This is a genomic window from Streptomyces sp. NBRC 110611 (genome assembly GCF_001590865.1).
GTDB lineage: Bacteria > Actinomycetota > Actinomycetes > Streptomycetales > Streptomycetaceae > Streptomyces.
The window spans coordinates 495,318-519,475 of sequence record NZ_BBUY01000005.1 but is presented as its reverse complement, the minus strand read 5'-3'; the positions used below and the strand labels follow the sequence as shown (position 1 = coordinate 519,475).

The 24,158-nt window shown below is 69.0% G+C and carries 18 protein-coding genes; 10 read left to right on the top strand and 8 right to left on the bottom strand.

Features of this window, described 5'->3' with window-relative positions:
* Positions 1–40: 40 nt before the first annotated feature.
* Genes AZE13_RS15470 through AZE13_RS15460 form a run of 3 tightly spaced genes read left to right on the top strand, consistent with a single transcriptional unit; the run spans position 41 to position 1,718 of the window.
* Positions 41–397, top strand: coding sequence for a YbaB/EbfC family nucleoid-associated protein (locus AZE13_RS15470; RefSeq protein ID WP_079124012.1), 357 nt, complete (start codon positions 41–43; stop codon positions 395–397).
* A gap of 51 nt (positions 398–448) precedes the next feature.
* Positions 449–1,048 carry a recombination mediator RecR gene (recR, locus tag AZE13_RS15465; RefSeq protein WP_066931316.1) on the top strand — a complete coding sequence of 200 codons (600 nt, stop codon included), beginning with the start codon at positions 449–451 and terminating at the stop codon, positions 1,046–1,048.
* Positions 1,041–1,718 carry a DUF5063 domain-containing protein gene (locus AZE13_RS15460; protein WP_066931315.1) on the top strand — a complete coding sequence of 226 codons (678 nt, stop codon included), beginning with the start codon at positions 1,041–1,043 and terminating at the stop codon, positions 1,716–1,718. Before recR ends, AZE13_RS15460 begins: the two co-directional genes overlap by 8 nt.
* A 102-nt stretch (positions 1,719–1,820) precedes the next feature.
* Here the strand turns inward: AZE13_RS15460 and AZE13_RS15455 are convergent, their stop codons facing one another.
* The 5 genes from AZE13_RS15455 to AZE13_RS15435 form a co-directional block, all read right to left on the bottom strand.
* Positions 1,821–3,881, bottom strand: coding sequence for an AIPR family protein (locus AZE13_RS15455; RefSeq protein WP_066931313.1), 2,061 nt, complete (start codon positions 3,879–3,881; stop codon positions 1,821–1,823).
* A gap of 42 nt (positions 3,882–3,923) precedes the next feature.
* Entirely contained in the window at positions 3,924–4,574 is a 651-nt protein-coding gene (locus AZE13_RS15450) for a hypothetical protein (RefSeq protein ID WP_066931311.1), read from the bottom strand.
* Between the two features lie 145 nt (positions 4,575–4,719).
* Entirely contained in the window at positions 4,720–6,291 is a 1,572-nt protein-coding gene (locus AZE13_RS15445) for a class I SAM-dependent DNA methyltransferase (protein WP_066931309.1), read from the bottom strand.
* Entirely contained in the window at positions 6,288–7,727 is a 1,440-nt protein-coding gene (locus AZE13_RS15440; RefSeq protein ID WP_066931307.1) for a restriction endonuclease subunit S, read from the bottom strand. Before AZE13_RS15440 ends, AZE13_RS15445 begins: the two co-directional genes overlap by 4 nt.
* Complete coding sequence (locus tag AZE13_RS15435; RefSeq protein ID WP_066931471.1) at positions 7,724–11,290, bottom strand: DEAD/DEAH box helicase family protein; 3,567 nt, start codon at positions 11,288–11,290, stop codon at positions 7,724–7,726. Before AZE13_RS15435 ends, AZE13_RS15440 begins: the two co-directional genes overlap by 4 nt.
* Before the next feature lie 381 nt (positions 11,291–11,671).
* On the opposite strand from AZE13_RS15435, the gene AZE13_RS15430 reads away from it, so the two are divergent.
* From AZE13_RS15430 to AZE13_RS15405, 6 genes are all read left to right on the top strand, one after another.
* The gene (locus AZE13_RS15430) at positions 11,672–12,943 is read left to right on the top strand and encodes an aspartate kinase (protein ID WP_066931305.1); all 1,272 of its coding nucleotides are present in this window, start codon (positions 11,672–11,674) and stop codon (positions 12,941–12,943) included.
* The gene (locus AZE13_RS15425; RefSeq protein ID WP_066931303.1) at positions 12,940–14,055 is read left to right on the top strand and encodes an aspartate-semialdehyde dehydrogenase; all 1,116 of its coding nucleotides are present in this window, start codon (positions 12,940–12,942) and stop codon (positions 14,053–14,055) included. Before AZE13_RS15430 ends, AZE13_RS15425 begins: the two co-directional genes overlap by 4 nt.
* Positions 14,056–14,493: 438 nt before the next feature.
* Positions 14,494–15,156 (top strand): SigE family RNA polymerase sigma factor, encoded by a 663-nt coding sequence (locus tag AZE13_RS15420; protein ID WP_398780150.1) that lies wholly within the window; start codon positions 14,494–14,496, stop codon positions 15,154–15,156.
* On the top strand, positions 15,153–16,481 hold the full coding sequence (locus AZE13_RS15415; protein WP_258527805.1) for a hypothetical protein: 1,329 nt from the start codon (positions 15,153–15,155) through the stop codon (positions 16,479–16,481). The genes AZE13_RS15420 and AZE13_RS15415 overlap by 4 nt, the downstream gene beginning before the upstream one ends.
* A gap of 111 nt (positions 16,482–16,592) precedes the next feature.
* Positions 16,593–17,402, top strand: coding sequence for an SURF1 family protein (locus AZE13_RS15410; protein WP_066931299.1), 810 nt, complete (start codon positions 16,593–16,595; stop codon positions 17,400–17,402).
* Positions 17,403–17,681: 279 nt separating this feature from the next.
* The gene (locus tag AZE13_RS15405; protein WP_079124011.1) at positions 17,682–18,779 is read left to right on the top strand and encodes a cation diffusion facilitator family transporter; all 1,098 of its coding nucleotides are present in this window, start codon (positions 17,682–17,684) and stop codon (positions 18,777–18,779) included.
* Positions 18,780–18,923: 144 nt separating this feature from the next.
* Here AZE13_RS15405 and AZE13_RS15400 read toward each other — a convergent pair whose 3' ends face one another.
* Positions 18,924–20,720 (bottom strand): prolyl oligopeptidase family serine peptidase, encoded by a 1,797-nt coding sequence (locus tag AZE13_RS15400; protein WP_066931467.1) that lies wholly within the window; start codon positions 20,718–20,720, stop codon positions 18,924–18,926.
* A gap of 171 nt (positions 20,721–20,891) precedes the next feature.
* Between AZE13_RS15400 and AZE13_RS15395 the strand changes: the two genes are divergently transcribed.
* Complete coding sequence (locus AZE13_RS15395) at positions 20,892–21,725, top strand: class I SAM-dependent methyltransferase (protein WP_066931295.1); 834 nt, start codon at positions 20,892–20,894, stop codon at positions 21,723–21,725.
* 183 nt (positions 21,726–21,908) lie between these two features.
* Here the strand turns inward: AZE13_RS15395 and AZE13_RS15390 are convergent, their stop codons facing one another.
* Together AZE13_RS15390 and AZE13_RS15385 are read right to left on the bottom strand one after the other, a co-directional pair.
* Positions 21,909–23,198, bottom strand: a complete 1,290-nt coding sequence (locus tag AZE13_RS15390) for a cytochrome P450 family protein (RefSeq protein WP_066931293.1) — start codon at positions 23,196–23,198, stop codon at positions 21,909–21,911.
* A gap of 183 nt (positions 23,199–23,381) precedes the next feature.
* Positions 23,382–24,089, bottom strand: coding sequence for a TetR/AcrR family transcriptional regulator (locus AZE13_RS15385; RefSeq protein WP_066931292.1), 708 nt, complete (start codon positions 24,087–24,089; stop codon positions 23,382–23,384).
* Positions 24,090–24,158: the final 69 nt, after the last annotated feature.

The following is a 24,158-nucleotide window of genomic DNA, read 5'->3' as shown; positions in this document are numbered from 1 at the left end:
GCTACCGCACCAATCGTTGTCGTACGGCAGGAGTCCCGTCGTGATCCCCGGTGGTCAGCCCAATATGCAGCAGCTGCTCCAGCAGGCCCAGAAGATGCAGCAGGATCTCGCGGCCGCCCAGCAGGAGCTGGCGGAGACGCCCGTGGAGGGCTCCGCGGGCGGCGGTCTGGTCAAGGCGACGGTGACCGGCGCCGGTGAGCTGAAGGCTCTGGTCATCGACCCCAAGGCGGTCGACCCGGAGGCCGGATCCGCCGAGGAGAACGCCGAGACCCTCGCCGACCTCGTCCTGGCGGCGGTCCGGGATGCCAACGCCAGCGCCCAGCAGCTCCAGCAGCAGAAGCTCGGGCCGCTCGCCCAGGGCCTGGGCGGCGGCGGGATCCCCGGTCTCCCCTTCTGAGGAGTGGCCAACTAGCGTACGCAGCACGCCAGAAGAGAGAGAAGACGTTCCGTGTATGAAGGCGTGGTCCAGGACCTGATCGACGAGCTGGGCAGGCTGCCCGGCGTCGGTCCCAAGAGCGCGCAGCGGATCGCCTTCCACATCCTTCAGGCCGAGCCGACCGATGTCCGCCGGCTCGCGAACGCGCTGATGGAGGTCAAGGCGAAGGTCCGGTTCTGCACCGTCTGCGGCAATGTGGCGCAGGAGGAGCAGTGCCGGGTCTGCCTGGACCCCCGGCGTGATCCGGCGGTCATCTGTGTCGTGGAGGAGCCCAAGGACGTCGTGGCGATCGAGCGGACCCGCGAGTTCCGCGGTCGCTACCACGTGCTCGGTGGGGCGATCAGCCCGATCGAGGGCGTCGGCCCCGACGATCTGCGGATACGGGAACTGCTGGCCAGGCTCGCGGACGGCACCGTCACCGAGCTGATCCTGGCCACCGACCCGAATCTGGAGGGCGAGGCCACGGCCACGTATCTGGCCCGCATGATCAAACCCATGGGCCTGAGAGTGACACGACTGGCGAGCGGACTGCCGGTCGGAGGCGATCTGGAGTATGCCGACGAGGTCACGCTCGGGCGGGCCTTCGAAGGGAGGAGACTTCTCGATGTCTGACGCCACGCTGCACAACGCGACACAGGCCCCGGACGATTTCGCCGTGTCGATCTCCGACTCGATCGAGAGCTTCATCGTCGCGGTCACGGAGGTCGCCAAGGGCGACGAGCCGGACAGCGCGGTGCCCTTCCTGCTGCTGGAGGTCTCCCAGCTGCTGCTCGCCGGCGGCCGGCTGGGCGCCCACGAGGACATCGTTCCCGACGAGCGGTACGAGCCGGACACCGGCCCGGAGCCGGACGTCGACGAGCTGCGTGAGCGCTTCGCGGCCCTGCTCGACCCCGTGGACGTCTACTCGGAGGTCTTCGACCCGTACGTCCCGCGCAGCGAGCCGGTCGCCTGCCGGATCTCCGACGATCTGGCCAACATCATCGCCGACCTGCGCCACGGCTTGGCGCACTACCGGGCGGGCCGGGTCGTCGAAGCCCTGTGGTGGTGGCAGTTCTCCTACCTCTCCAACTGGGGGCCGACCGCGTCCGCCGCCCTGCGTGCGCTGCAGTCGCTGGTCGCCCACGTACGCCTCGACCAGCCGCTGGCCGCGCTCGACGGCCTGGACACCGACACCGGCATCGACGGTGACGGGGACGAGGAGCGACTCGCGGAGGAGGCCGGAAGGGTCATGGCCGCGGAGATCGCCGGGCCACTGGGGCTGCGGTCCTCCGCCCGGAAGTGAACCGGGCCCGCGAAGCGACACCCGAGACTGCTGGACCCTCGCATGGCACCTGTGGGCCTGGGGCACCTGCACGTGCGGCGGTGCCCCGGGCCCATACCTCCGTCAGGAGTCCGCCTCGACGCGCAGCCGGTCGGCGATTTCCACCAGTGACCCTTCCTCGGGGACGAACCAGCGGCGGGTGCCCTGCACGGCCTTCGGCCCCTTCTTGTGCGCCTGCGCGAACATCTCCTGCACCAGGGCGCTCGGCGCGTACTGCTGACCGTCCCACGCCCACAGGAGCGGTTTGCTCGGATGCCTGACCCAGGTGGCGCGACCTCGGCGGGCCTCCTCCACGACCCAGTCGCTCAGCGCCGCCCGTTCCGGGCCGGTGACCGGGCGGAACTCCAGTCCGGTCCCCTCCTCGATCGCCCCCGCCTCAAGGATCACGGTGACTGCCTTGGTCTGGCGGGCCCGGTACTCACGTTCCGCAGTGCGGTATTCCGGTGCCAGCGGGGGCGCGGAGTGGCTGCCGAGCATCGCACTCAGCGCCGCCTGGGTCACCGTCTGATAGCGGACATCGGAGCGGAAGATCGCGCTGATCTGGCTGTTTGCGCCGATTTTGTCGTCGACGGCATGCATGGCCCAGCGCAGCGTGGCGTCGGTGATCTCCTGGCCTCGCTTGAGCAGCTGCTCCCATTCGGCGTCGTCGAGTGAGTGCCAGTCGCGCTGACTCTGGAAGACGAGGTGTGCGATCAGCAGGGGCCCCTGTTCCGCCAGCAGCGCGGCGCGCCCTTCCCGCTCGTTCTGCGACTCGCCGAGCGCCCTCCGCACCTCGCGCACCAGCTGGACCGCCCGCCAGACCCTGCGGGCGTCCGGGGTCCGGAAGATCTGCGGATAGGTGTCGTTGTCCCACAGGCGACGACCCTTTTCGGCGTTGGCGCGGAAGGACATCCGTGCGTCCTTGTGCGCACACGCCAGCGCCACGGCGGCCTCGTTCATGTGGCATCCGTCCGCGCGCTCCGGGGGCTCCTCACCGCGCTTGATGACGTAGGTCTTGCCCAAGGTGACGTCGAAGTCGTAACGCAGCCGCTTCTGGATCTTGTCCAGTGCCCTGAAATCCTGCTGCACCACGCTGTTCTGGGTGTTGGTGGCGATGGTGACCCGTTCGGCGAAGCCGTAGGGCGTCTCCTTCAGCGGGATGACCCGCACACTGAGACGGGCTTTGGCCAGGGCCTCCGGGGAACGCTCATGGGCCTCGTGGAGCGAAGCAACGGTCTGCGCGCCGTTGACCACGCTGGCCCCCTGGAGCTTGAGATCGCCGCGCGGGCCGATCTCAAGCTCGTCGCAGAGCACCGTGATGCCGTTGTGGAGGTACCAGAAGAGCTCGGGGTTGCGGACGACGCTGTTGACCATCTCCCCGTTGATCTTGGTCAGGCCGAGCGGGTGCCGGATGTTGCGCTTGAAGAGACGATGCCGATGGCCGGCATACCAGGTGGCGACCTGGTCCGCGGTGACGGTGCCGTGGTAGGCGATGAAGGGGCCTTCATGGGGACGGAAGTCGGACATGCGGGCGCTGAGTTCGACGTTGGGTTCGTCGATACCGGCCCGGATCGTCCGGGTGAAGTCGGCCAGCAGCAGCGTCTCGAACCGCAGGAACTCCTGGTCCTCGTTGTACTCGGCCTTCAGGTCGGCACAGCGCTGCTGGATGTTCGGTGACAGACCCTGACCGCCGGCCAGCGCGAAGACGACCGTGACCTGCACCTTGGGGTTGTTGAGCGCCTTGTCGAGGTCGGCCGCCATCGCCTGGAGCCGGCTGTTGAACCGGTGGTACTCCCCCTTGACGAGGTACTTGAGGCCACTGGCGAGAACGAACCAGGCATCCTGGTCGAACGTGGCGTTTCCGGTGCCGCTCCACTTCGACTGGATGATCCACACGTGCGGGGCCTCGGTGTCGACGGCGATGGCGTCGATGCCCTCGTCGTCGAAGCCGTCGATGACGCACTCCGCTGCCTGCTTGCGCTCCCAGCCGGTCACCTCATGCACCGCGAGCGCCGCGAGCGACCGGGTCAGGAAGGTGCCCTCCTTGTCCGCGGCCACCTGGGCCGCGCGGTCCGTCATATCGATCAGTCCCTTGAACTGATCTGTCAGCGTCGTCTTCAGATGACGTACCTGAAGGTCCTTCATATGGCTTTCAGAGCCCCCCTCGGTGCGGTGCGATGTGCCGGCTCAGTCCAGCACAGTGGCGATGGCGAGGGTAATCCGCTCTATCCAGTCCACGGCGTCGCACGCGTCGGCATCCGTTATCGGACGACGCCTTTTCAGGTGGCCCTCCTCCAGGTCCGACTCGTGGGCGATCTTGTTGCGGCGGGCCACGACTGCCGAGAACTTCTCCTTGAGCGCGTCGGCGTCGTAGTGGGTGCGGTACTGGAACCACTCGTTGAGCTGAACAGCGGCCTTGCTCCACAGGTTGTCGTCGGTGACCAGCCGGTACGCCCGGGCGATCTCCTTGGGGTTGTGCAGCGGCCTGGTAGCCCACTCACTCCTTACGCGCTCCAGTACGGCATCCGTGAGCGTGACCTGCCCCGCCCGTACCTCTTCGATGACGGACAGCGGGAGCTGGTACTTCTGGAGCTGTACGGGCAGTCGGGCACCAGAAGCGGCGGCGAGCTCGGCCACCCGCCGGAAGAGCTCCTCATGCAGCCAGTGGTCCACGGCGCTGACTGCCTGGACCCACGCCGCGCGGTAGAGGTCGCCGATGTCCAGTGCGCCCGGCTGAAGCCCATGCAGGCTCTGACCTGCGGTAATCAGCTGGCGCGCGTATTCCATGTTGGTCGTGAACGACTCGAACTGGCGTGTCTGCGGTCGCGCGATCGCCATCCGGACCCTCCCCTGTCCCGTGATGCGCCCCCGTGGGCCGGATGATCAAGACTTGCGCGGGACACGCGGAAGGGCAAGCGGTGCGACGGCTATGTGACGGAAAGTTGTCCTGATTGCCCCTGCCCGCCGGGCCGATCGCCAGCGGTCAGGGCGTCAGCTCGGCGGCAGGGCCCTCGTCCGTCACCTCGCCGCCCAGGGCGAGGGCGATCGCCTTGAAGTCGTCGAGCGCGGCCTGGAGGTCCTGGACGATCTCCTGGGCGATGACCTCGGGCGCCAGCAGGCTGTCAGCGTCCTCAAGGGCCGGGTCCTTCATCCAGCTGATGTCGAGGTTGACCTTGTCGCGGGCGATCAGCGTGTCGTAGTCGAACGCCTTGAAACGCTCGGACTCCACGCGCTCGTCGAGCGGCTCGCCCGGCTTGTACGCCTGGACGAACTCCTCCAGGTCGGCGCGGCGCAACTGGCGCTGCTTGAGGGTGAAGTGCAGGCCGGTGCGGAAGTCGTAGACCCACAGCTTGCTGGTGTGCGGCCTGCCGTCCGCGCGCGGGGTCTTCTTGTCGAAGAACAGGACGTTCGCCTTGACGCCGCCCGCGTAGAAGATGCCGGTGGGCAGGCGCAGCATCGTGTGGAGATCGAAGTCCTGGAGGAGCCGGGTGCGGATCTTCTCCCCGGCGCCGCCCTCGAAGAGCACGTTGTCGGGCAGGACGACCGCGGCATGGCCGTCGATGGCCAGTAGCGACATGATGTGCTGGAGGAAGTTCAGCTGCTTGTTGGTGGTGGTGGCGCGGAAGTCGTCGCGGGCGTAGGAGATCTCCTCCTTTTCCGCCGTGCCGTCGGTGCCGATGACAGTGATCGCGGACTTGCGGCCGAAGGGCGGGTTGGCCAGCACCAGGGACGCGTGCCGCTTGGGCTTCTCGGCGAGCGCGTCGCCGACGTCGATGAGGCTGGGGCCGTCGCTGTCGCCGATGCCGTGCAGCAGCATGTTCATCGCAGCGAGCCGGGCGGTGCCGGTGACCAGCTCGTTGCCGAAGATCATGCCCTTGCCCTCGCTGAGCGCGATCCGCTGCTCATGTGACAGATCCCGCATGTGGTGCTTGCGGATGTAGCTGTGGGCGGCGATGAGGAAGCCGCCGGTGCCGCAGGCCGGGTCGGCGATGGTGTCGTCGGGGCGCGGCTGGACGACGTCGACGATGGCATCGATCAGCGGGCGCGGGGTGAAGTACTGCCCGGCCCCGGTCTTGGTGTCCTCCGCCCCCTTGGCGAGCAGACCTTCGTAGGCGTCGCCCTTGAGGTCCGTGCCGTCGATCGTCCAATCCTGATTGCCGATCAGGTCGACGACGAGCTTTTCGAGGAGGGCGGGCTCGGTGATGCGGTTCTGGGCCTTGGCGAAGATGGTGCCGAGGGTGGTGCCGGGCTTGGCGGCGAGCTCCTGGAGGATGTTGCGGTAATGGACTTCGAGGGCGGCGCCCTTCTTGGAGGCGAGCGACGGCCAGTCGAAGCCCTCGGGGACGATGGACTTCGGATTGAAGGGGTCGTCCGACAGCTCGTCCGCCATCTTCAGGAAGAGGAGGTAGGAGAGCTGCTCGACGTATTCGATGGTGGACAGGCCGTTGTCGCGCAGGACGTTGCAGTAGTTCCAGAGCTTGGCGACAAGGGTGTTGGTCTGGGAATGCGCCTGGGCGGTGGCGTTCTCTGCGGCGGTGGCGTCGGGGGTGGTCACTGGTCGAATACCTCGAAGGTCTGTTGGACGGCTGCGCGGGGGAGGGGGGTGGCGGACGGCTCGGGCGGCGGCGCTTCGGCCGCGGTCGCCGGCCCCGCGCTGCTTCGAGCCCTCGGTACGGCCCGCCGCGCCCGCTTGGGCTTCGCCTGCGCGGCGCGCGTGGCCCGCTCGGCCTGAATACGCGCGAGCAGCTCGGAGGCGGGTTCGTCGTCGGGGTCCTGAGGAACGAGCCGCCCGGCGAAGGCGTGGCTCAGCAGGGCCTGACGGAGGTGCCGTGACCGCAGCTCGGCCTTTTCGAGCTCGCGATCCAGCGTGTCGAGTGAGGCCATTCGCTCCTCGCAGAGCTGAACCAGCTTCTTTTGCTCGGCCATTGGCGGGATCGGGAACTCGACGGCCTTGAGGCGCTTGGCCGATAGATGCGCGATGTTGGTGGTAATGCGCACCTCTTGCATAAAGCGCCGAGCGTGGAGATGGCGCCGGAATACCAGCAGTGCCCATTCAGGCAGCACGCCGGGCCGGGCGCGGAAGCGCAGCAGGCTATTGGTGAACGCGACGTTCTCGGGGACGCCGCGGTACAGCGCGGGCCTGCCTACGAGGTGAGGGCTCTGGCCCTCGTTCAGTAGGACGTCGCCAGGCCGGAGCTTGTATCTGTCGAAGACGCCTGAGAAGTCCATCTCCATGACATCGGAGGTGTCGATGCGATCTTCGAAGACGTTGGCGACGCGCAGGTACGGGCGTATTTCCGGACCGTGGTGCCAGTCGGGGTGGCGTTGCCTGCCAAGGTCGATGGTGCCTGCGGAGCCGACGGTGGTCAGTTCCCAGGATTCCGGGACCTGTTCTGGGATGAGCGACAGCAGAAGGGACTTTTGGAGGCTGATGACGCGTCGACGGTTCATCGCGAGGGTGCCCGCTGCAGCGTCGAGGTGCGAGAGGTGCTCTTCGAGCGCTTCGACGATCCGTCGCTGCTCTGCCGCTGGCGGCAGCGGGAGCAGGGCTTCGAAGACATCGGCATCCCTGACCGCCGGATAGCTGACTCCCCGCTGCTTTGGAAGAACCTGCTTTTCGAAGTCACGGTGCTGGACAGCGTAAAAAAGGTAGCGCGATTCCACATGGAGATTAGGGCGGATAACAGCGAATCCAGTGGAGGCGATTTGCTTGTCCAGCGTGGGGGAAACGTGAGCGATCTTGCGGAGGTAAGGGCGCACGGTGGAGTAAACGGTATCCCCAGTGCGCACGACCTGGCGAGCCCGGCCAGGGGCGCTGACTGCGTCCACCCATTTGGCCCTAATCTGCTTGGTTTCGCTGTCTACTGAGCTGATGTCGATGTACCGAAAGCGCTCTGTCTGGATCCCTTCGCGGCCGACTTTGTCGACAGGTTCGCAGACCGCTCCCAGCCTTGTCTGAGTCCACCCTTCAGGAAGTTCCTTCTCGCTCACGCCAGTTCTCGATTCAGCTCATCCAACAGCACCCGCACATCGCGGCCTTCAAACGCCCTTCGGAACCCGCGTCCACCGCCAAGCCCGCGCAGCGGTTCGCGCTGGAACTCGTCTCCGGTGATCCCCACGGCGCTCACGACCGCATCGCGTATGGCCTCCAGCCACCGCAACTGCCCGTCCGTGAATTCTGCCCCCGCCTGCCGCTGCCGTAGCAGCCACGCCTCGAAGCGTTCCTCGACCGCCGTCCGATAGGGCTTCAGTTCCTCGTCCACGCCGAGTTCGTAGCGGATCAGCGAGATCAGGTCCGGGACGCCCGCCTCCTTGCCCGGGCGGGCGGTGGCCTTGCCCAGGTCCTCGTAGTAGCCCCACAGGATGTGCGGTGTCCAGGCGTACTGGGGGCGCTCGATGCGGGCGGCCAGCTCCTTCAAGGATGCGTACGCCTCTGTGGGCGAGACCTTGTGCGGGCTGTTCATGGCGATGGACACCGCCGCGAGCTGGTCCCGCTCGTCCTCCAGGAGTCGGCGCCAGGCGGCGATGTGCCCCTCCGCACGTTCCTCGCGCGAGGTCTCCTTGATGTCCGTCACCGTCACGGACGTGAACTCGTCAATCACGTAGTCCTTGTCCCGGCGGAGGTCCAGGATCTGGCGGCGCAGCTGCGGGCTGCCGGTCAGCGGGGCGATCGCGCTCTCGATCGCCTTCCGCGCGGCTGCCGGGCCTTCCTCGTCCGTCAGGCGCTCCTGGCAGTCGGGGTCGGCGGCCCGCATGATCCCGCTGGCGATCTCTGACAGGCTCCGGCCGTCCGCGGCGGACGTGAGGAGCTCCCTCTCCTTCTCGGTGAGCTGCTGGTTCAGTCGGGCGAGTCGGCCGGCCAGGACCTCCGCCTCGCCGGCGTCGATCGTCTTCGTACCGGTCTTGTCGAGGAGCTGGGACAGGGAGAGCCGGCGGTCGCCCTCGGGCGGGGCCAGCGGGCGGGCGTCGAGGCGGGGGGAGTCGGTGACGCCGACGGGGTCGATCAGGAGAAAGCGGTCCTTGCGCACCGTGGCGGCGGCGTCGGGGGTGACCTCGCGCAGTTCGGTGGCGTCGATGGTGCGGGCGCCGCGGCCCTTCATCTGCTCGAAGAGGACCGCGCTGCGCACGTCGCGCAGGAAGATGACGCACTCCAGGGCTCGTACGTCCGTACCCGTTGCGATCATGTCGACGGTGACGGCGACGCGGAGCTGCGCAGAGTTGCGCAGGTCCCGGATGAGGTCGTCGGGGTTCTCGCCTTGCTGGCGGCTCTTGTAGGTGATCTTCTTGGCGAATTCGTCGCCGCGCCCGAAGACCTCCTTGACCTGGGCGAGCACGTCCTCCGCGTGGTTCTCGCCGACCGCGAAGATCAGAGTTTTGGGGATCTCGGCGCGGTCGGGGAACCAGCGCTTCCAGTTGTTCTTGTACGTGGTCAGGACGGCGCGGATCTCGTCCACGGTCACCACGGAGCGGCCGATCTGCCGGGTGGTGTAGCTGTAGTCGTCGTCGAGTTCCTGGTAGCGCTGGCGCCGCGTCTTGCGGTCCCGGATCTTGACGGTGATGCCGGACTCTATGGTGGCGCCGCCGTTCTCGCGGAGGTCGGTGTTGAGCCGTACCAGGTCGAAGTCGACGTTGACGCCGTCGGCGACGGCCTGCGCCTGGGTGTACTCCGAGACCAGGTTGCGCTGGAAGAACCCCAGGGTCTGCAGGGTCGGTGTGGCGGTGAGGCCGACGATGTGCGCGTCGAAGTACTCCAGGACGCCGCGCCACTTGCCGTAGATGGAGCGGTGGCACTCGTCGACGATGATCAGGTCGAAGGACTCGATCGGCACGTCGGGGTTGTAGCGGACCTCGATGGGCAGGGAGGTCTCGTAGCTGTCCTCGTCGAAGGAGTACGAGGTGTTGTCGGCGGCGTCGTCGGCCGTGTCGTCGTCGGTGAGCTGCTCGCCGGAGAGCAGCCGGTACATCTTCTGGATGGTCGAGACGACCACCGATGACGTCTCCTGGAGACCGGCTGCGCCGAGGCGGTCGATGTTGTAGAGGTCCTTGAGCTTCCGCCCGTCGTCGGGGGCGGTGAAGCGCTCGAACTCGTCGACCGTCTGGCGGCTGAGGTTGTTGCGGTCGACGAGGAAGAGGACGCGGCGGGCATCCGCGTACTTCAGCAGGCGGTACGACTGGGCGACCGCCGTGTAGGTCTTGCCGGCGCCGGTGGCCATCTGGATCAGCGCGTGGGGCAGATCCTGGGCCAGGGAGGCCTCCAGGCCGGTGATCGCGCTGATCTGCGCGAGCCGTAGCCCGTTGGGTTCCAGGTCCGGGATGCGGCGCAGGGCGGCGCGCCAGGTGGGGGCGTCCGGGGTGGTGTCGGCCTGGTCCATCCACCGGGCGACGGTCTCAGGGCGGTGGAAGGTGAAGACCTCGCGGGAGCGGGCGTAGGGGTCGAGGCGGTTGAGGAAGTACGTCTCGGCGCCCGTGGTGGCGTAACGGAAGGCGAAGGGTTCTTCCCGGCGCCAGACGGCCAGGCTGTGCTCTTTGAGGACCCCGGCTGCGTAGCGGTCGTTCTGGATGAGGGCGCTGCTGAGGTGATCGCCTTCCCGCTTGGCCTCGATCACGCCGACGATCTTGCCGTCCACGTACAGCACGTAGTCGGCGCGACCGGTGGCGACGGTGAATTCACGGACCGCGACACCCTGGTCGGCGTCCGGGTTGACCTGGTCGCGGTCCTGGACGACCCAGCCGGCGGCGCGCAGCATCGCGTCGATCGTTTCGCGGGCCTGGATCTCGTTGAGCGGGGCGGGGCGCTGGGCGCGGTGGACGATGGCGTCGCGGGCGGCCTCGTCGATGCGGCGGGGGGAGGTGCGGGCGGTTTCGTACGCGGTGCGCTGGGCGGTGCGCAGTGCGTCGACCTCGGGGGTCAGCAGTTCGATCCGGGTAGCGTCCGCCTTGACGGCGGCGGCGTTGTTGATCAGGTTCTGGGCCTCAATGCGGGCCCGCTGCTCGGCCTCGAACCGGTCCTTGTATTCAGTGAGCCGCGTCCGGGCCTCGGTGAGGGCCTTGCGGTGGCCGTCCAGGGCTTTGCGGAGCTCGGCGAGCTCGGCCGGGTCGGTGACCTGGGCCGCGGCTTCCGGCTCGGTGGGCGGCACGAACTCGGCGACCGTGCGCCTGTCGGTGATCGCGTCGTGGAACCAGATGCCCAGCTTGTAGCAGGTGCGGACGGCCGCGAGGGCGAGGGTGGTGTCGAAAAGGTGGTGGGCGGCGCGGTTGCGGTCCAGCCGGATCTGGTCGAAGTAGCCGCGGGTCTCGGGGATGAGGACCCCGGCGTCGGTGAGTGCCCTCAGCCGGTCGACCTGGTGAGTACCGCCGACGCGCAGTCCGATGCGGCTGACCAGCTCCTCTGCCAGGACCTCGCCGAACTGGCCGGACTGGATGAGGGAGGCGTTGGGGTTGGCGAAGACGCTCGCCTCGGCTTGGGCACCGTAGATCGCCAGGAGCGGCTGGAGTGGTAGCAGGAGGCCGAAGTTGGGTGAATTCTTAGCCAGCTCGTGCAATCGCTCGTCCACGATGTGCCACTCCATCCTGGTGAGCTGTCCCGTACTGTTCGCAGACGAGCAAGCTTACGGAACCGGACGTGCCCCAGACGGCGGAATCCCGGCCTGGCAGCCTGGTGCCTTGAGGAGCGACGGGCAACCAGGGGGCACGACAGCGGCGCTGTGAGCTGGCTTACGTTTCCGTGTGCTGGGGTCTGGAACGGGCAGGGGCGACACTGAGCGGGGCGGGGCGCGCAGGGTGCCTCCCGCCGATTCCGCGTGGTGAGCGCTTGTCTCACCATGCGATACCCGGAGGGCTAGTTCCGGCCGCTCGATAGACTGAGCCGACCGCAGTACCCCCATATCCGGGGGTCCGGGAGAAATCTCCCGAAGAGACAGTTGCGAGGAGCGCACGTGGGCCTTGTCGTGCAGAAGTACGGCGGCTCATCCGTTGCGGATGCCGAGGGCATCAAGCGCGTCGCCAAGCGAATCGTCGAGGCCAAGAAGAACGGCAACCAGGTTGTCGTGGTGGTCTCGGCGATGGGCGACACGACGGACGAGCTGATCGATCTCGCGCAGGAAGTGTCCCCGATCCCGTCGGGGCGCGAGTTCGACATGCTGCTGACCGCCGGAGAGCGGATCTCCATGGCCCTGCTGGCGATGGCGATCAAAAACCTCGGTCACGAGGCGCAGTCCTTCACCGGCAGCCAGGCCGGTGTGATCACCGACTCCGCGCATAACAAGGCGCGGATCATCGACGTCACGCCGGGCCGTATTCAGGCCTCGGTCGACGAGGGCAATATCGCCATCGTCGCCGGTTTCCAGGGTGTGTCCCAGGACAAGAAGGACATCACGACGCTGGGGCGCGGTGGCTCGGACACCACCGCGGTGGCGCTGGCCGCCGCCCTCGACGCCGACGTCTGTGAGATCTACACCGATGTGGACGGCGTCTTCACCGCCGACCCGCGGGTCGTGAAGAAGGCCCGGAAGATCGACTGGATCTCCTTCGAGGACATGCTGGAGCTCGCCAGCTCCGGTTCCAAGGTGCTGCTGCACCGCTGCGTCGAGTACGCACGCCGTTACAACATCCCGATCCACGTCCGCTCGTCCTTCTCGGGCCTGCCGGGCACCTGGGTCAGCAACGAACCGCAAGGGGACCAGCCGATGGAGCAGGCAATCATCTCGGGCGTCGCACACGACACCTCCGAGGCGAAGGTCACGGTCGTCGGAGTCCCGGACAAGCCGGGCGAGGCCGCGCTCATCTTCCGTGCGATCGCCGACTCCGACGCGAACATCGACATGGTCGTGCAGAACGTGTCGTCCGCGTCGACCGGTCTGACCGATATCTCCTTCACGCTGCCGAAGAGCGAGGGCCGCAAGGCCGTGGCGGCTCTGGAGAAGACTCGTGCGGTGGTCGGCTTCGACTCGCTGCGCTACGACGACCAGATCGCCAAGATCTCCCTGGTCGGCGCGGGGATGAAGACCAATCCGGGCGTCACCGCGACGTTCTTCGAGGCGCTGTCGAACGCCGGCGTGAACATCGAGCTCATCTCGACCTCCGAGATCCGTATCTCGGTCGTGACCCGCGCCGATGACGTCAACGAGGCCGTGCGCGCCGTGCACACCGCCTTCGGTCTCGACTCGGAGAGCGACGAAGCCGTGGTCTATGGCGGCACCGGACGATGATTCCGGCCGAGGCGGGCCGTCCGTCCCTCGCTGACACGGCGGGGGCGGACGCCCGTACGGCCCGGAAGCCGCAGCTCGCCGTCGTCGGTGCCACTGGTGCCGTCGGCACGGTGCTGCTCGGCATCCTGTCCGAGCGCGCCGACATCTGGGGCGAGATCCGGCTGATCGCTTCCCCGCGTTCGGCCGGCCGCAAGCTGACCGTCCGCGGGGAGCAGGTCGAGGTCGTCGCGCTGAGCGAGGCGGCCTTCGACGGGATCGACGTCGTGATGTTCGACGTGCCGGACGAGGTCTCCGCGCAGTGGGCGCCGGTGGCGGTCTCCAAGGGCGCGGTGGTCGTGGACAATTCGGACGCTTTCCGGATGGATCCGGATGTGCCGCTGGTCATTCCCGAGGTCAACGCCCATGCCGCGCGGGTGCGTCCGCGCGGCATCATCGCCAACCCCACCTGCGCCACGGCGTCGATGATCGTCGCGCTGGGTGCGCTGCACGCCGAGTACGGGCTGAGCGAGCTGATCGTCTCCTCGTACCAGGCCGTCTCCGCGGAGGGGAAGGCCGGTGTGGACACCTTGCGCGCACAGCTGTCCGCGGTGTGCGGTACGGAGCTGGGGGCGACGCCCGGTGACATACGGCGGGCCGTCGGGGACACGCTGGGGCCGTTCCCGGCACCGATCGCGCTGAACGTGGTGCCCTGGGCCGGCTCGCTCCAGGAGGACGGCTGGTCCTCGGAGGAGCTCGGGATCCGCCACGAGTCCCGCAAGATCCTGGGACTGCCGGACCTCCCGGTCACCGCGACCTGCGTACGGGTGCCGGTGCTCACCACTCACTCGATGGCCGTGCACGCACGCTTCGAGAACGAGGTCACGGTCGGCGGCGCACACGAGATCCTGGCGGCGGCGCCGGGGGTGGTGCTGTGTGACGCCCCGGCGGACGGGGAGTTCCCCACGCCGTCCGATGTGGTCGGGACCGATCCGACGTGGGTCGGGCGGGTGCGGCGCTCGATGGACGATCCGCGGGTGCTGCAGCTGTTCGTGTGCGGGGACAACCTGCGCAAGGGGGCGGCCTTGAATGCGGCGCAGATCGGTGAGCTGGTGGCGGCGGAGATGTGGGGGTAGGGGGATGTGGGGGTAGGGGAGCGCGGCTCGGTGTGAGGGCGCATCGAGGAGCGGTTTGGTGTGAGAGGGCGTCGCGTAGCGGCTTGGTGTGAGGGGGCGTCGCGGGGATACCTCCTGGGAGGTATGTTGCAGGATGTGTGAAGATCCTGTAAGCGAGTTGCCGACTAATACGTCTTGATCTGGGATGACGTTCTGTTCGACCATTCGCCCCCCGTTGCGCTGCAACCGGCAGTCGGGCGGGGAGCGTCTTTGTGGCCGCCCCTCGGGGTGGCTCGGAATGTCCGCGGGCCGATCGCAAGCCCTCGGGTGTCGTGGGCAAGCGTGTCGGGATGAATAGGGCATTCAGGAAGAGCTGGTACGCATGAGGGCGTTTAACGCATCGCCGCAAGCGGTGCCTTGCGCGTACAACCCTTATGGGGGGAAGCGTGTCCAACAGGCGTGGCAGAGGTACTCGGATTCACGATCGCCCCGGTGGGCGCAGCCGGCGCAGCGGTGTGCCCGCAGCCGCCCCGTGCACCCGGGGGCATGCCAGTGATCGCCCCCTGGTCCGCCACGCGCCCCGCGCAGCTTCCTTCTCAGCGTGGGGACACTGACGACGCGATGGCAGCGGGCACCACAGTCGACCACCTCACCGAGACCTACCGCGCGCACTACCGCTCCCTGCTCGGCCTCGCCGCACTGCTCCTCGACGACACCGCCTCCTGTGAGGACGTCGTCCAGGAGGCCTTCATCCGTGTGCACTCCGCGCGCGGACGCGTCCGCGACCCCGAAAAGACCCTCGCCTACCTCCGGCAGACCGTCGTCAACCTCTCGCGCTCCGCGCTGCGGCGCCGCATCCTCGGGCTCAAGCTGCTCTCGAAGCCGATGCCCGACATGGCGAGTGCCGAGGAGGGCGCGTACGACCTGCTGGAGCGCGATCAGCTGATCAAGGCGATGCGCGGGCTGCAGCGCCGGCAGCGTGAGGTGCTGGTGCTGCGCTACTTCGCCGATATGACCGAGGCGCAGGTCGCTGAGACGCTGGGCATATCGCTCGGTTCGGTCAAGGCGTACGGGTCGCGGGGGATCGCGGCGCTCCGTGTCGCGATGGAGGCTCCGGCATGAGCGGCACGGGCGGCACAGGCGGCACGGGCGATATGAGTGGCATGAGCGGCACGGGCGGTCAGAGGGCCGGTCGGTACGACCCGCTCCCGATGTCGGACGGCGCGCGTGGCTGCGACGCGTCTGATGGCGACGCGTGTGATCGCGACGCGTACGAGCACGATGCGCACGACGGGTACGACCACGACGAGTACGACGGCGACGAGTGCGACCACGAGGGCGACGGCAACGGCGGCGACCGCACCGGCCGTGGCCGTCCCACCGGCGGCTTCGGCGGTGATGTCGGCGGCGAGGACGAGCTGAGGCAGCTGCTGCAGGCCCGCGTCCGCGACCTCGAGCCGTCCCCCGACGCACTGGAACGGCTGCACCGCGCCGTGCCCGCCCGTCGGCAGCGCCGTCGGCATGTCGTCGTCGGCGCGGCGGCCGCGCTGCTGTTCGGCGGCACGTCCATCCCCGCCATGGTCCACGTGGCGGCGAATACGGGCGGCTCCACGGACCGTTCCGCCAACACCGCGAGCAGTCAGCGGGCGCACGCCGGCACCGACGGCGGACATGGCGAGGGCACCGAGCAGGCCGGTCCGCGGCCGAAGCCCGGCACGGGCCCCGCCAAGCCCGGCGACACCAAGCACCCGGAGAAGGGCAAGGAGACCGAGCAGCACAGCCCGGGCCAGAGCGCAGGGGCAGAGGCCGTGCCCGGTGTCGGTGGCTCCCCCGCGCCGGACAACACCATGGAGATCGCCTCGCCGGTCTGCAGCCGCGACCAGCTCGGGCACGGCAGCAGCACGGTCCGGCCGGCGGACTCCTCGGGCCGCGTCTACGGCTCGTTCCGGGTGCTCAACGTCTCCAATGCGGCCTGCTCCGTCGAGGGCGGCGGCGCCGTCGGCGTGGTGGCACAGGGCAGCACGAACGTCGACCGCATCCATGTCGTCGACCACACCTCGGGTGACGACGCGACCGGACTGCCCGATCCGGCCGCCACTCCTGGCCAGCTGGTTCTCAAGCCGGGTGAGGCGTACGAGGTCCAGTTCGCCTGGATCCCGGAGGCCGGTGGCGGGCCCACGGGATGCGTCGCTCCGAAGCCCTCGCCGACGCCCCAGCCGTCCAAGAGCCCGGAGCAGTCCGCGGACAGCGGAGCCGGGGCCCCGCCGCCCGACCAGGGCAGCGGCCAGGCGGGCGGCGACACGGGTGCCGAGGCGGGCGGGGCCACGTCCGGCGGGATCGTTCTCAGCCATACGCCCGAGGCCGGCGAGCCTGCCGCGGCGGACGCCAAGATCAACGATGCCTGCGCCGGAACGGTTTACCGCACGACGGCACTGCCGACCGAGTAGCGTCCGGCTTCACGCCGGCGGCTGCCGGCCGGTCGGGAACCCGTGCTCCCGGTGGGGTGCGGTGCGGACCCGCCATAGGGGCGCCGTACCTGGCCCCGTACCGTTGGTGGTGTGTACCGGTTCCTGCTGACCCCGCGGTGGTGGGGGATCAACGTCTTCGCCGTACTGGCGATTCCCTTCTGCATCTTCATGGGCAGCTGGCAGCTGGGCCGCTTCGAGGACCGGGTCGACAGCCACCAGCAGCAGACGGACCGCTCCGCCCAGGCCAAGGCCGCGGCCCCCCGGCCCCTCGACAGCCTGTTGCCCGTCGACAAGGTCACCTCCGGGCGTCAGGCCAGTGCCCGCGGGCACTACGACACCGGACACCAACTGCTCGTACCGGCCCGCACCTTGAAGGACGGGCGCGGTGAGCGGGAGGGCTTCTACGTCCTCACCCTGCTGCGTACGGACAGCGGCAAGGCCCTTCCGGTCGTACGCGGCTGGCTGCCCGGCGACGCCGATGCGACGCCCGATACGGCGAAGGTGCCCGCGCCGCCCAAGGGCGAGGTGACGGTCACCGGGGCGCTGCAGGCCTCCGAGAACCAGGGCACCGACGGCGTCCATGCGGCCGGGGGGCTGCCGCAGGGGCAGCTCGGCATGATCAGTGCGGCGTCGCTGGTCAACGTCGTGCCGTACGACGTCTATGACGCCTGGATCACCCTCACCGACGCCCAGCCCCCACTGCGCGCCGTCCCCCCGGTCGCCGCCGAGGGCAGCGGTCTGGACCTCAAGGCATTCCAGAACCTCGGCTACACCGGCGAATGGTTCGTCTTCGCCGGTTTTGTGGTCTTCATGTGGTTCCGCCTCTTCCGCCGCGAAACCGAAGCCGCCAAGGACGCGGCACTGGGCATCGCGCCGCTGGACGATACGCGCGAGGCATAGCACCGCCGAAACCCGGAGGCGGCAGCCCCGCCTCCGGGGGGCCTCCCCCCGCCCCCGCCCCACCCCACCCCCTGTTTGCAGTGCGACACCGATGCAGCACCGCAGCACCACACCGCCAGCACTGCACCGCAGCACCGCACCGCAGCACCGCTGCACCGCACCGCGGCACCGCTGCGACGCGCCGCAGCACTGCACCGCCGCACTGCCGCGGTGTCGCACCTGGTCTTGCTGTGTACGAGCGTGGTGGCTGCAATCGGGTCGGCGTGCCACGGTGGTCCTATGGCAGGCGATGCCCCATGCCCGCACGGTCGTGACCAGGTGCACGAACCGTCCGCGCGCGGTCATGACCACCTGCATGAGCCGCACCATGAGCCACACCACGAGCCGCGCCGTTTCGGACACTGGGTTCGTTGGGTCTGGCATGTGGTGACGCCGCATGGTCACGCGGGCCTGGACAAGGTCGATGTGGCGATGGAGAGCTCGCGGGCCGGGATGCGGGCGTTGTGGCTGTCGCTCGGCGTCCTCGGGCTGACCGGTGTGGTCCAGGCGGTGATCGTGGTGCTGTCCGGGTCAGTGGCGCTGCTCGGTGACACGATCCACAACCTTGCCGACGCCCTGACCGCCGTTCCGCTCGGCATCGCCTTCGTCCTCGGCCGGCGGGTGGCCAACCGCCGCTACACCTACGGCTACGGCCGAGCCGAGGACCTCGCGGGTATCGCCATCGTGCTGACCATCGCCGCCTCCTCCTTCCTGGCCGCCTACGAGGCCGTCGATCGGTTGCTGCACCCTCGGGACGTCAGCCACCTGTGGGCCGTGGCCATGGCCGCGGTGGCCGGGTTCATCGGTAACGAGTGGGTGGCCCGTTACCGCATCCGCGCGGGCCGCAGGATCGGCTCCGCGGCGTTGGTCGCCGACGGCCTGCATGCCCGTACCGATGGGTTCACCTCCCTCGCCGTTCTTCTCAGTGCGGGCGGTACGGTGCTCGGCTGGCGCCTGGCCGACCCGCTCGTCGGTCTGCTGATCACCGTCGTCATCCTGATGGTTCTGCGGGACGCCGCCCGCGAGGTCTACCGGCGTCTGATGGACTCGGTCGATCCTCAGCTCGTCGACGCGGCCGAGGCCGCTTTGCGCGCGGTGGACGGTGTCCGCGGCGTCGGGCAGGTCCGTATGCGCTGGATAGGCCATACCCTGCGTGCCGAGGCCGACATCGTCGTCGACGCGGAGCTGACCGTGGTGGAGGCCCATGTGCTCGCCGTCGCCGCCGAACACGCCCTCATCCACGCGGTCCCCCGGCTCACCGCCGCGACCGTCCACACGGACCACACCAGCGATGGCACGGACCCGCACGCAGCCCTGGCACACCACGCCGCCGCCTGACTGCGTGACTGCCTGACTCCGACCTCCTGGCCCGGGCCAGGCTGCCTGCATTTCCTGGTCTCCAGGAGCGCAGGCAGCCGCCCGGCATCCAGGACTCCCGGCCGCCGGCTGCCGGACTGCCTGCGGTTCCTCGGCTGTGCTGGTTCAGCTCTGCTGGTTCGCTGCCGGTATGTGGAGGTGGCGCTGGACGAAGTCGAGTTCCAGGCGGAGCTGCTTGATGCGCTCCTCCACGACGAGGGAGCCGTGGCCGGCGTCGTAGCGGTAGACCTCGTGGGGGTGGCCGCGGTCCTCCAGGCGCTTGACGTAGTTCTCGACCTGCTGGATCGGGCAGCGGGGGTCGTTGACGCCGGCGGAGATGTAGACCGGTGCCCGTACGGCGTCCACGTACGTCAGGGGGGAGGAGGCTTCGAACCGCTCGGGCACCTCCTCAGGAGTGCCGCCCAGCAGGGTGCGGTCCATCGCCTTCAGCGCTTCCATCTCGTCGTTGTATGCCGTGACGTAGTCGGCGACCGGGACCGCGGCCAGGCCCAGCGCCCAGGCGTCCGGCTGCGTGCCGAGCCCGAGCAGCGTCAGATAGCCGCCCCAGGAGCCGCCCGCCAGCACCAGCCGCTCGGGGTCCGCGAGACCGGACTCGACCGCCCACTCCCGCACCGCGGCGATGTCCTCCAGCTCGATCAGGCCGACGCGGTGCTTGAGCGCATCCGTCCAGGCCCGGCCGTAGCCGGTCGAGCCGCGGTAGTTGACGCGGATGACGGCGAAGCCGTGGTCCACCCAGGCGGCCGGTGACGAGGCGAAGACGTCGCTGTCGTGGTGGGTCGGCCCGCCGTGCACGTCGAAGAGGGTGGGGAAGGGCCCGTCGCCCGCCGGCTGCTGGACCAGGGCGTGGATCCGGCCGCCGGGGCCGTCCACCCAGGCGTCCCGCACCGGTACCGAGCCGGGGGCTTTCCCACCGGGCGGGTCCAGGACGACCGTGCCGTTCGTCGAGCGCACCTCCGGGGGCTGGGCGGCCGACGACCAGAGGAACTCGACGGTTCCGTCCGGCCGGGCCGTCGCGCCCGAGACCGTGCCGGCCGGGGTGTCGACCCGGACGAGGGCGGGGCCGTCAGCACCGTCCAGCTCGTAACGCCACAGTTCGGTGCGTGCCTGGTACTCGTGCTCCACCAGCAGGGCCGAGCCGTCCGGATACCAGTCGGCGCCCACATCGCCGGGAAGGTCGATCTCCAGCGGTGTCTCCACACCGGTCAGCGGGTCCCAGATCATCGGTTCCCAGCGACCGCGGCGCTGGTGTCCCACCAGAATCCGGGAGTCACCGTCCACGGGAGCGAAGCCCATCACCGCCAGGCCCAGCTCCTCCGTCCCGCCCTTGGTGTCGTCCAGCTCCGCGACCGTGGAGCCGTCGGGGCGGACGACGCGGATCGCGGAGTGCATCGCGTCGCCGTGCTCGGTGTGATCGATGGCGATCAGCGAGCCGTCGTACGAGAGGTCACCGACGCCTGCGGACTCGCGGTGGCGGTAGATCTCCACAGGCTGCTGTCCCGGGCGGACGAGGTGCACCGTCGAGCCGTCCTCGTCGGTGGAGCGGCCGATGACCGACGTGCCGTCCCGGCTGATCGCCAGGCCGCCCGGGTAGGAGGGGGCGAGGCCCGGGGCGGCGGGCTCGTCCGGGCCGCCCGCGAAGGGCTGGCGCATCCAGACGCCGAACTCGTCACCGTCGGTGTCCGAGAACCACCAGATCCACTCGCCGTCGGGGGACAGTGTCCCGTCCGTCGTGCCGTTCGGCCGGTCTGTGATCTGCCGCTGTCCGCCCGTTTCGCGGTCCCAGGCGTACAGCTCGAAGGTGCCGGTGGCGTTCGAGACGAACAGGGAGCGGGCCGGGGCGTCCTCGGCCCACTCCGGCAGGCCGATCCGCGGTGCGCGGAAGCGCTTCTCCCAGTCGGGCATGCCCGGGCCCGTCGCCACGCCGGAGGAGCGGGCGGGGGCAGTCGTCGGGGCGGTCGGGTCGGTGGAGCGGTGGTCGGGGCCGGCGGTCGTCTCGTCAGTCATGGGCCCATTCTGCGGCCGGCGCGGGAAAAGCGTTGGCGAGGGTCCCCAGTCTGTGGATAACTTCGCCGTATGCGAGGACACACCGGTCCCGACGACTGGCGGGAGACGAATCGCGCCAGGTGGGACGAGCGCGTCGCCATCCACACCGCCAGCGATTTTTATGACCAGGACGGATTCCGCCGGGCCCGGGACGTGATCCGTGACTTCGAGGTCGCGGAGGTTGGCGAGGTCACCGGCCGGTCCCTGCTCCACCTCCAGTGCCACTTCGGCCAGGACACCCTGTCGTGGGCCCACCGCGGCGCCGCCCGCGTCGTCGGCCTGGATTTCTCCGAACGAGCCATCGAGACCGCACGTGAACTGGCCGCCGAGCTCGGCTACGGTCCGGACCGGGCGGCGTTCGTCGCCGCCGATGTGTACGACGCCGCCGAGGCCGTCCCGGACGGCGCGTACGACATCGTCTACACCGGTCTCGGGGCGCTGAACTGGCTCCCGGACCTCGAGCGCTGGGCCGATACCGCCGCCTCGCTCGTCGCGCCCGGCGGCTTTCTGTACCTCGCCGAATTCCATCCGCTGACCGATGCCCTGGACGACGAGACCGGGACGCGCGTCGTCCACGACTACTTCAGCCGGGACGCCTGGGTCGGCGATACGCCCGGCACGTACACGGACTTCGACGCGCCGACGGTCAACAACGGCAGCGTCGAGTGGCAGCATCCGCTCGGTGATGTCGTCTCCGCGCTGGCCGGGGCCGGTCTGCGCATCGATTTCCTGCACGAGCACGACATGACGATGTTCCAGCGGTTCGGTGTGCTGCGGCGCGATGGCGACGGCTACTACCGCTTTCCGGGCGATCGGCCGAGAATCCCGCTGATGTACTCGTTGCGGGCGAGCCGGCCCGAGTGACCGAGTCCTGGGGCACCGAGTCCTGAGTGACCGCTGGGTGACCGAGTGCTGTGGTGGCAGCTGTGCGGATGCCACCACAGCACTGCGAGCTCCTTTCAGTGCTCCGTTCGCTCCGTTGGGCGCTCTGCTCAGCGCTCTGCTCAGCGGTCTGTTCAGCGGTGTGCTCAGTGGTCAGTTCAGCGGTCAGTTCAGCCGTAGTGGCAGGGACGACAGGCGCGAGTTGCCCGGCAGTGCCGGCCGTTCCAGATTTTCGGGTGCGACGCCCAGGGAGACGTCGGGGTAGCGGGCGAACAGTCGGCTGAAAGCGACCTCGCCCTCCTGCCGGGCGAGGCTGGCGCCCAGACAGTAGTGCGCGCCGTGGCCGAAACCGACATGGTTCTCGGCGCGCCCGGCGGGGTGCCGGGTCAGGTCGAGGCGTTCCGGGTCGGTGTAGTGGCGGGGGTCGAAGTTCGCCGCGACCAGGATGGGCACGACGTTGTCGCCCTTGCGGATCATGGTGCCGGCGATCTCGACGTCCTCGGTGGCGTAGCGCAGCTGGGCCATCTGCACCGGTCCGCACCAGCGCATCAGCTCGTGGACGGCGCGCGGCATCAGGGCCGGGTCGTCCTTGAGGAGGCGCAGCTGGTCGGGGTGGGTGAGCAGAGCCAGTGTGCCGTTGCCTATGAGGTGGGCGGTGGTCTCATGGCCGGCCAGAATCAGCGTGAGGACCATGGTGACCATCTCGACGTCGCTCAGCCGGCTACCGTCGTCGTCATGGGTCCGGATCAGCTCGCTGAGCAGGTCGTCGGTGAGGCTGTCGCGCCGCTCCCGGATCAGCTCGTGGATGTGGTCGATCATCTCGGGGAACGTGGTGCTGAGCCGGTCCGGCTCCAGGGAGACCAGGGCGGAGCCCCACTTCCGCCACTGCGGGCGGTCCTCCTCGGCGATGCCGACCAGTTCGCAGATGACCGTGATCGGCAGCGGGTAGGCGAAGTGCTGGATCAGGTCGACGACGCCGTCCTCGGCATGCTCGGGAAGCCGGGCCAGCAGCTCGTCGGTTATCTGCTCGACGCGCGGCCGCAGGTCGGTGATCTTCCGTGCGGTGAAGGCGCGGGAGACGAGGCGGCGGAGCCGGGTGTGGTCGAGGGCGTCTTTGTTGAGGATCGACCCGGTCAGGTACGGGCGGAGGTGCTCGGGGAGGCCCAACTGCTCCATGAAGCGGAGCACCGGGGTGTCCTCAGGCGCGCGGTCCAGGGCCGGCGTCAGTGGGTCGTTCACGAACCGCGGGTCGCGCAGGACCTGGCGGACCTCCTCGAAGCGGGTCACGAACCACACGGGTGCGTCGTCGAAGAACCGTCCGCGGACGACCGGGCCCTGCTCGCGCAGTTTGCCGTAGCCGGTGACCGGGTCGTTCAGCAACGACGGGTCCATGACGTTGGGCTCGTCCGGGTGTTTCCCGACGTGCTCGGTGAGCGGCGAGGGTGGTGCCGACATCGTGCGTCCTCCTCCGGTTGGGAGTGGGTGACAGAGAGAGTCGGGGATGGGGCTCGGGGTGGAACCAGGGGTGGAAATAGGGGGTGGAACCGGGATGGCGCCAGGGGTGGGACTCGGGTGGCGCTGTGGGGCTCCGGCCGGGTGTGGCCAGGGGCCTGCCTGGCCGGAGCCCGTCGGTTTCGCTCAGCCGCGGAGCTGGCGGCTCATCTCCTGTGCGCTGAGTTCGGCCAAGTGCTCGTAGAGAGCGATGACTTCAGGCGCGGCCGCGGCCGCCGCGTCGGCACGTACGGAATCGGGGACCGAGGTCTCCAGTGCGCTGTGCACTGTGCGAGCGAGCAGATCGGCCCGTACTTCCGGGGTGTCCGGGGCGCGCTCCGCGAGCAGGCCCTCCGCGGTGAAGAAGCCGGTGATGATCGCCATCAGGGAGTACTGCTGGTGGCGGATGTCCGCGTCGTCGCGCAACAGGCCGTGCTCGCGCAGCACTTCGAATTGGCAGCCGGTGATGCGGTCGCCCTCGGCCATCAGGTGCGCGAACTCCTTCTTCGCGGTGTCGTTGAGCCGGCCGAGGAGGTCGGAGTCGTCGGTGTACAGGGCGCGCAGCACGGGCCGGCCCAGGAACTCACGGAAGAGACCGCCGGCCCGCCGACTGGGCAGGATCTCCAGCGGGTCGTTCCGCATCATCTCCAACTGGCTGTAGTGACTCTGGAGTTGTTCCTTGATCAGCACGCCCAGGAACAGTGATTCCTTGGTTTTCCAGTGCAGATAGACCGTTCCCTTGCCGACCTTGGCGCGATGGGCGATCTCGTCGATCGTCACCCGCCGGTACCCCCAGGCGAGCAGCAGGTCCGCTGCCGCCGTGAGGATGCGCTCGGCGCGCTCCGCGCGTACCACGGCTCGTCCCCCTTTGAGCCCTTCCCCGTTGTTGTCGTCTTCCCCGTTGAGGCTGTTGAGGCCTTCCTT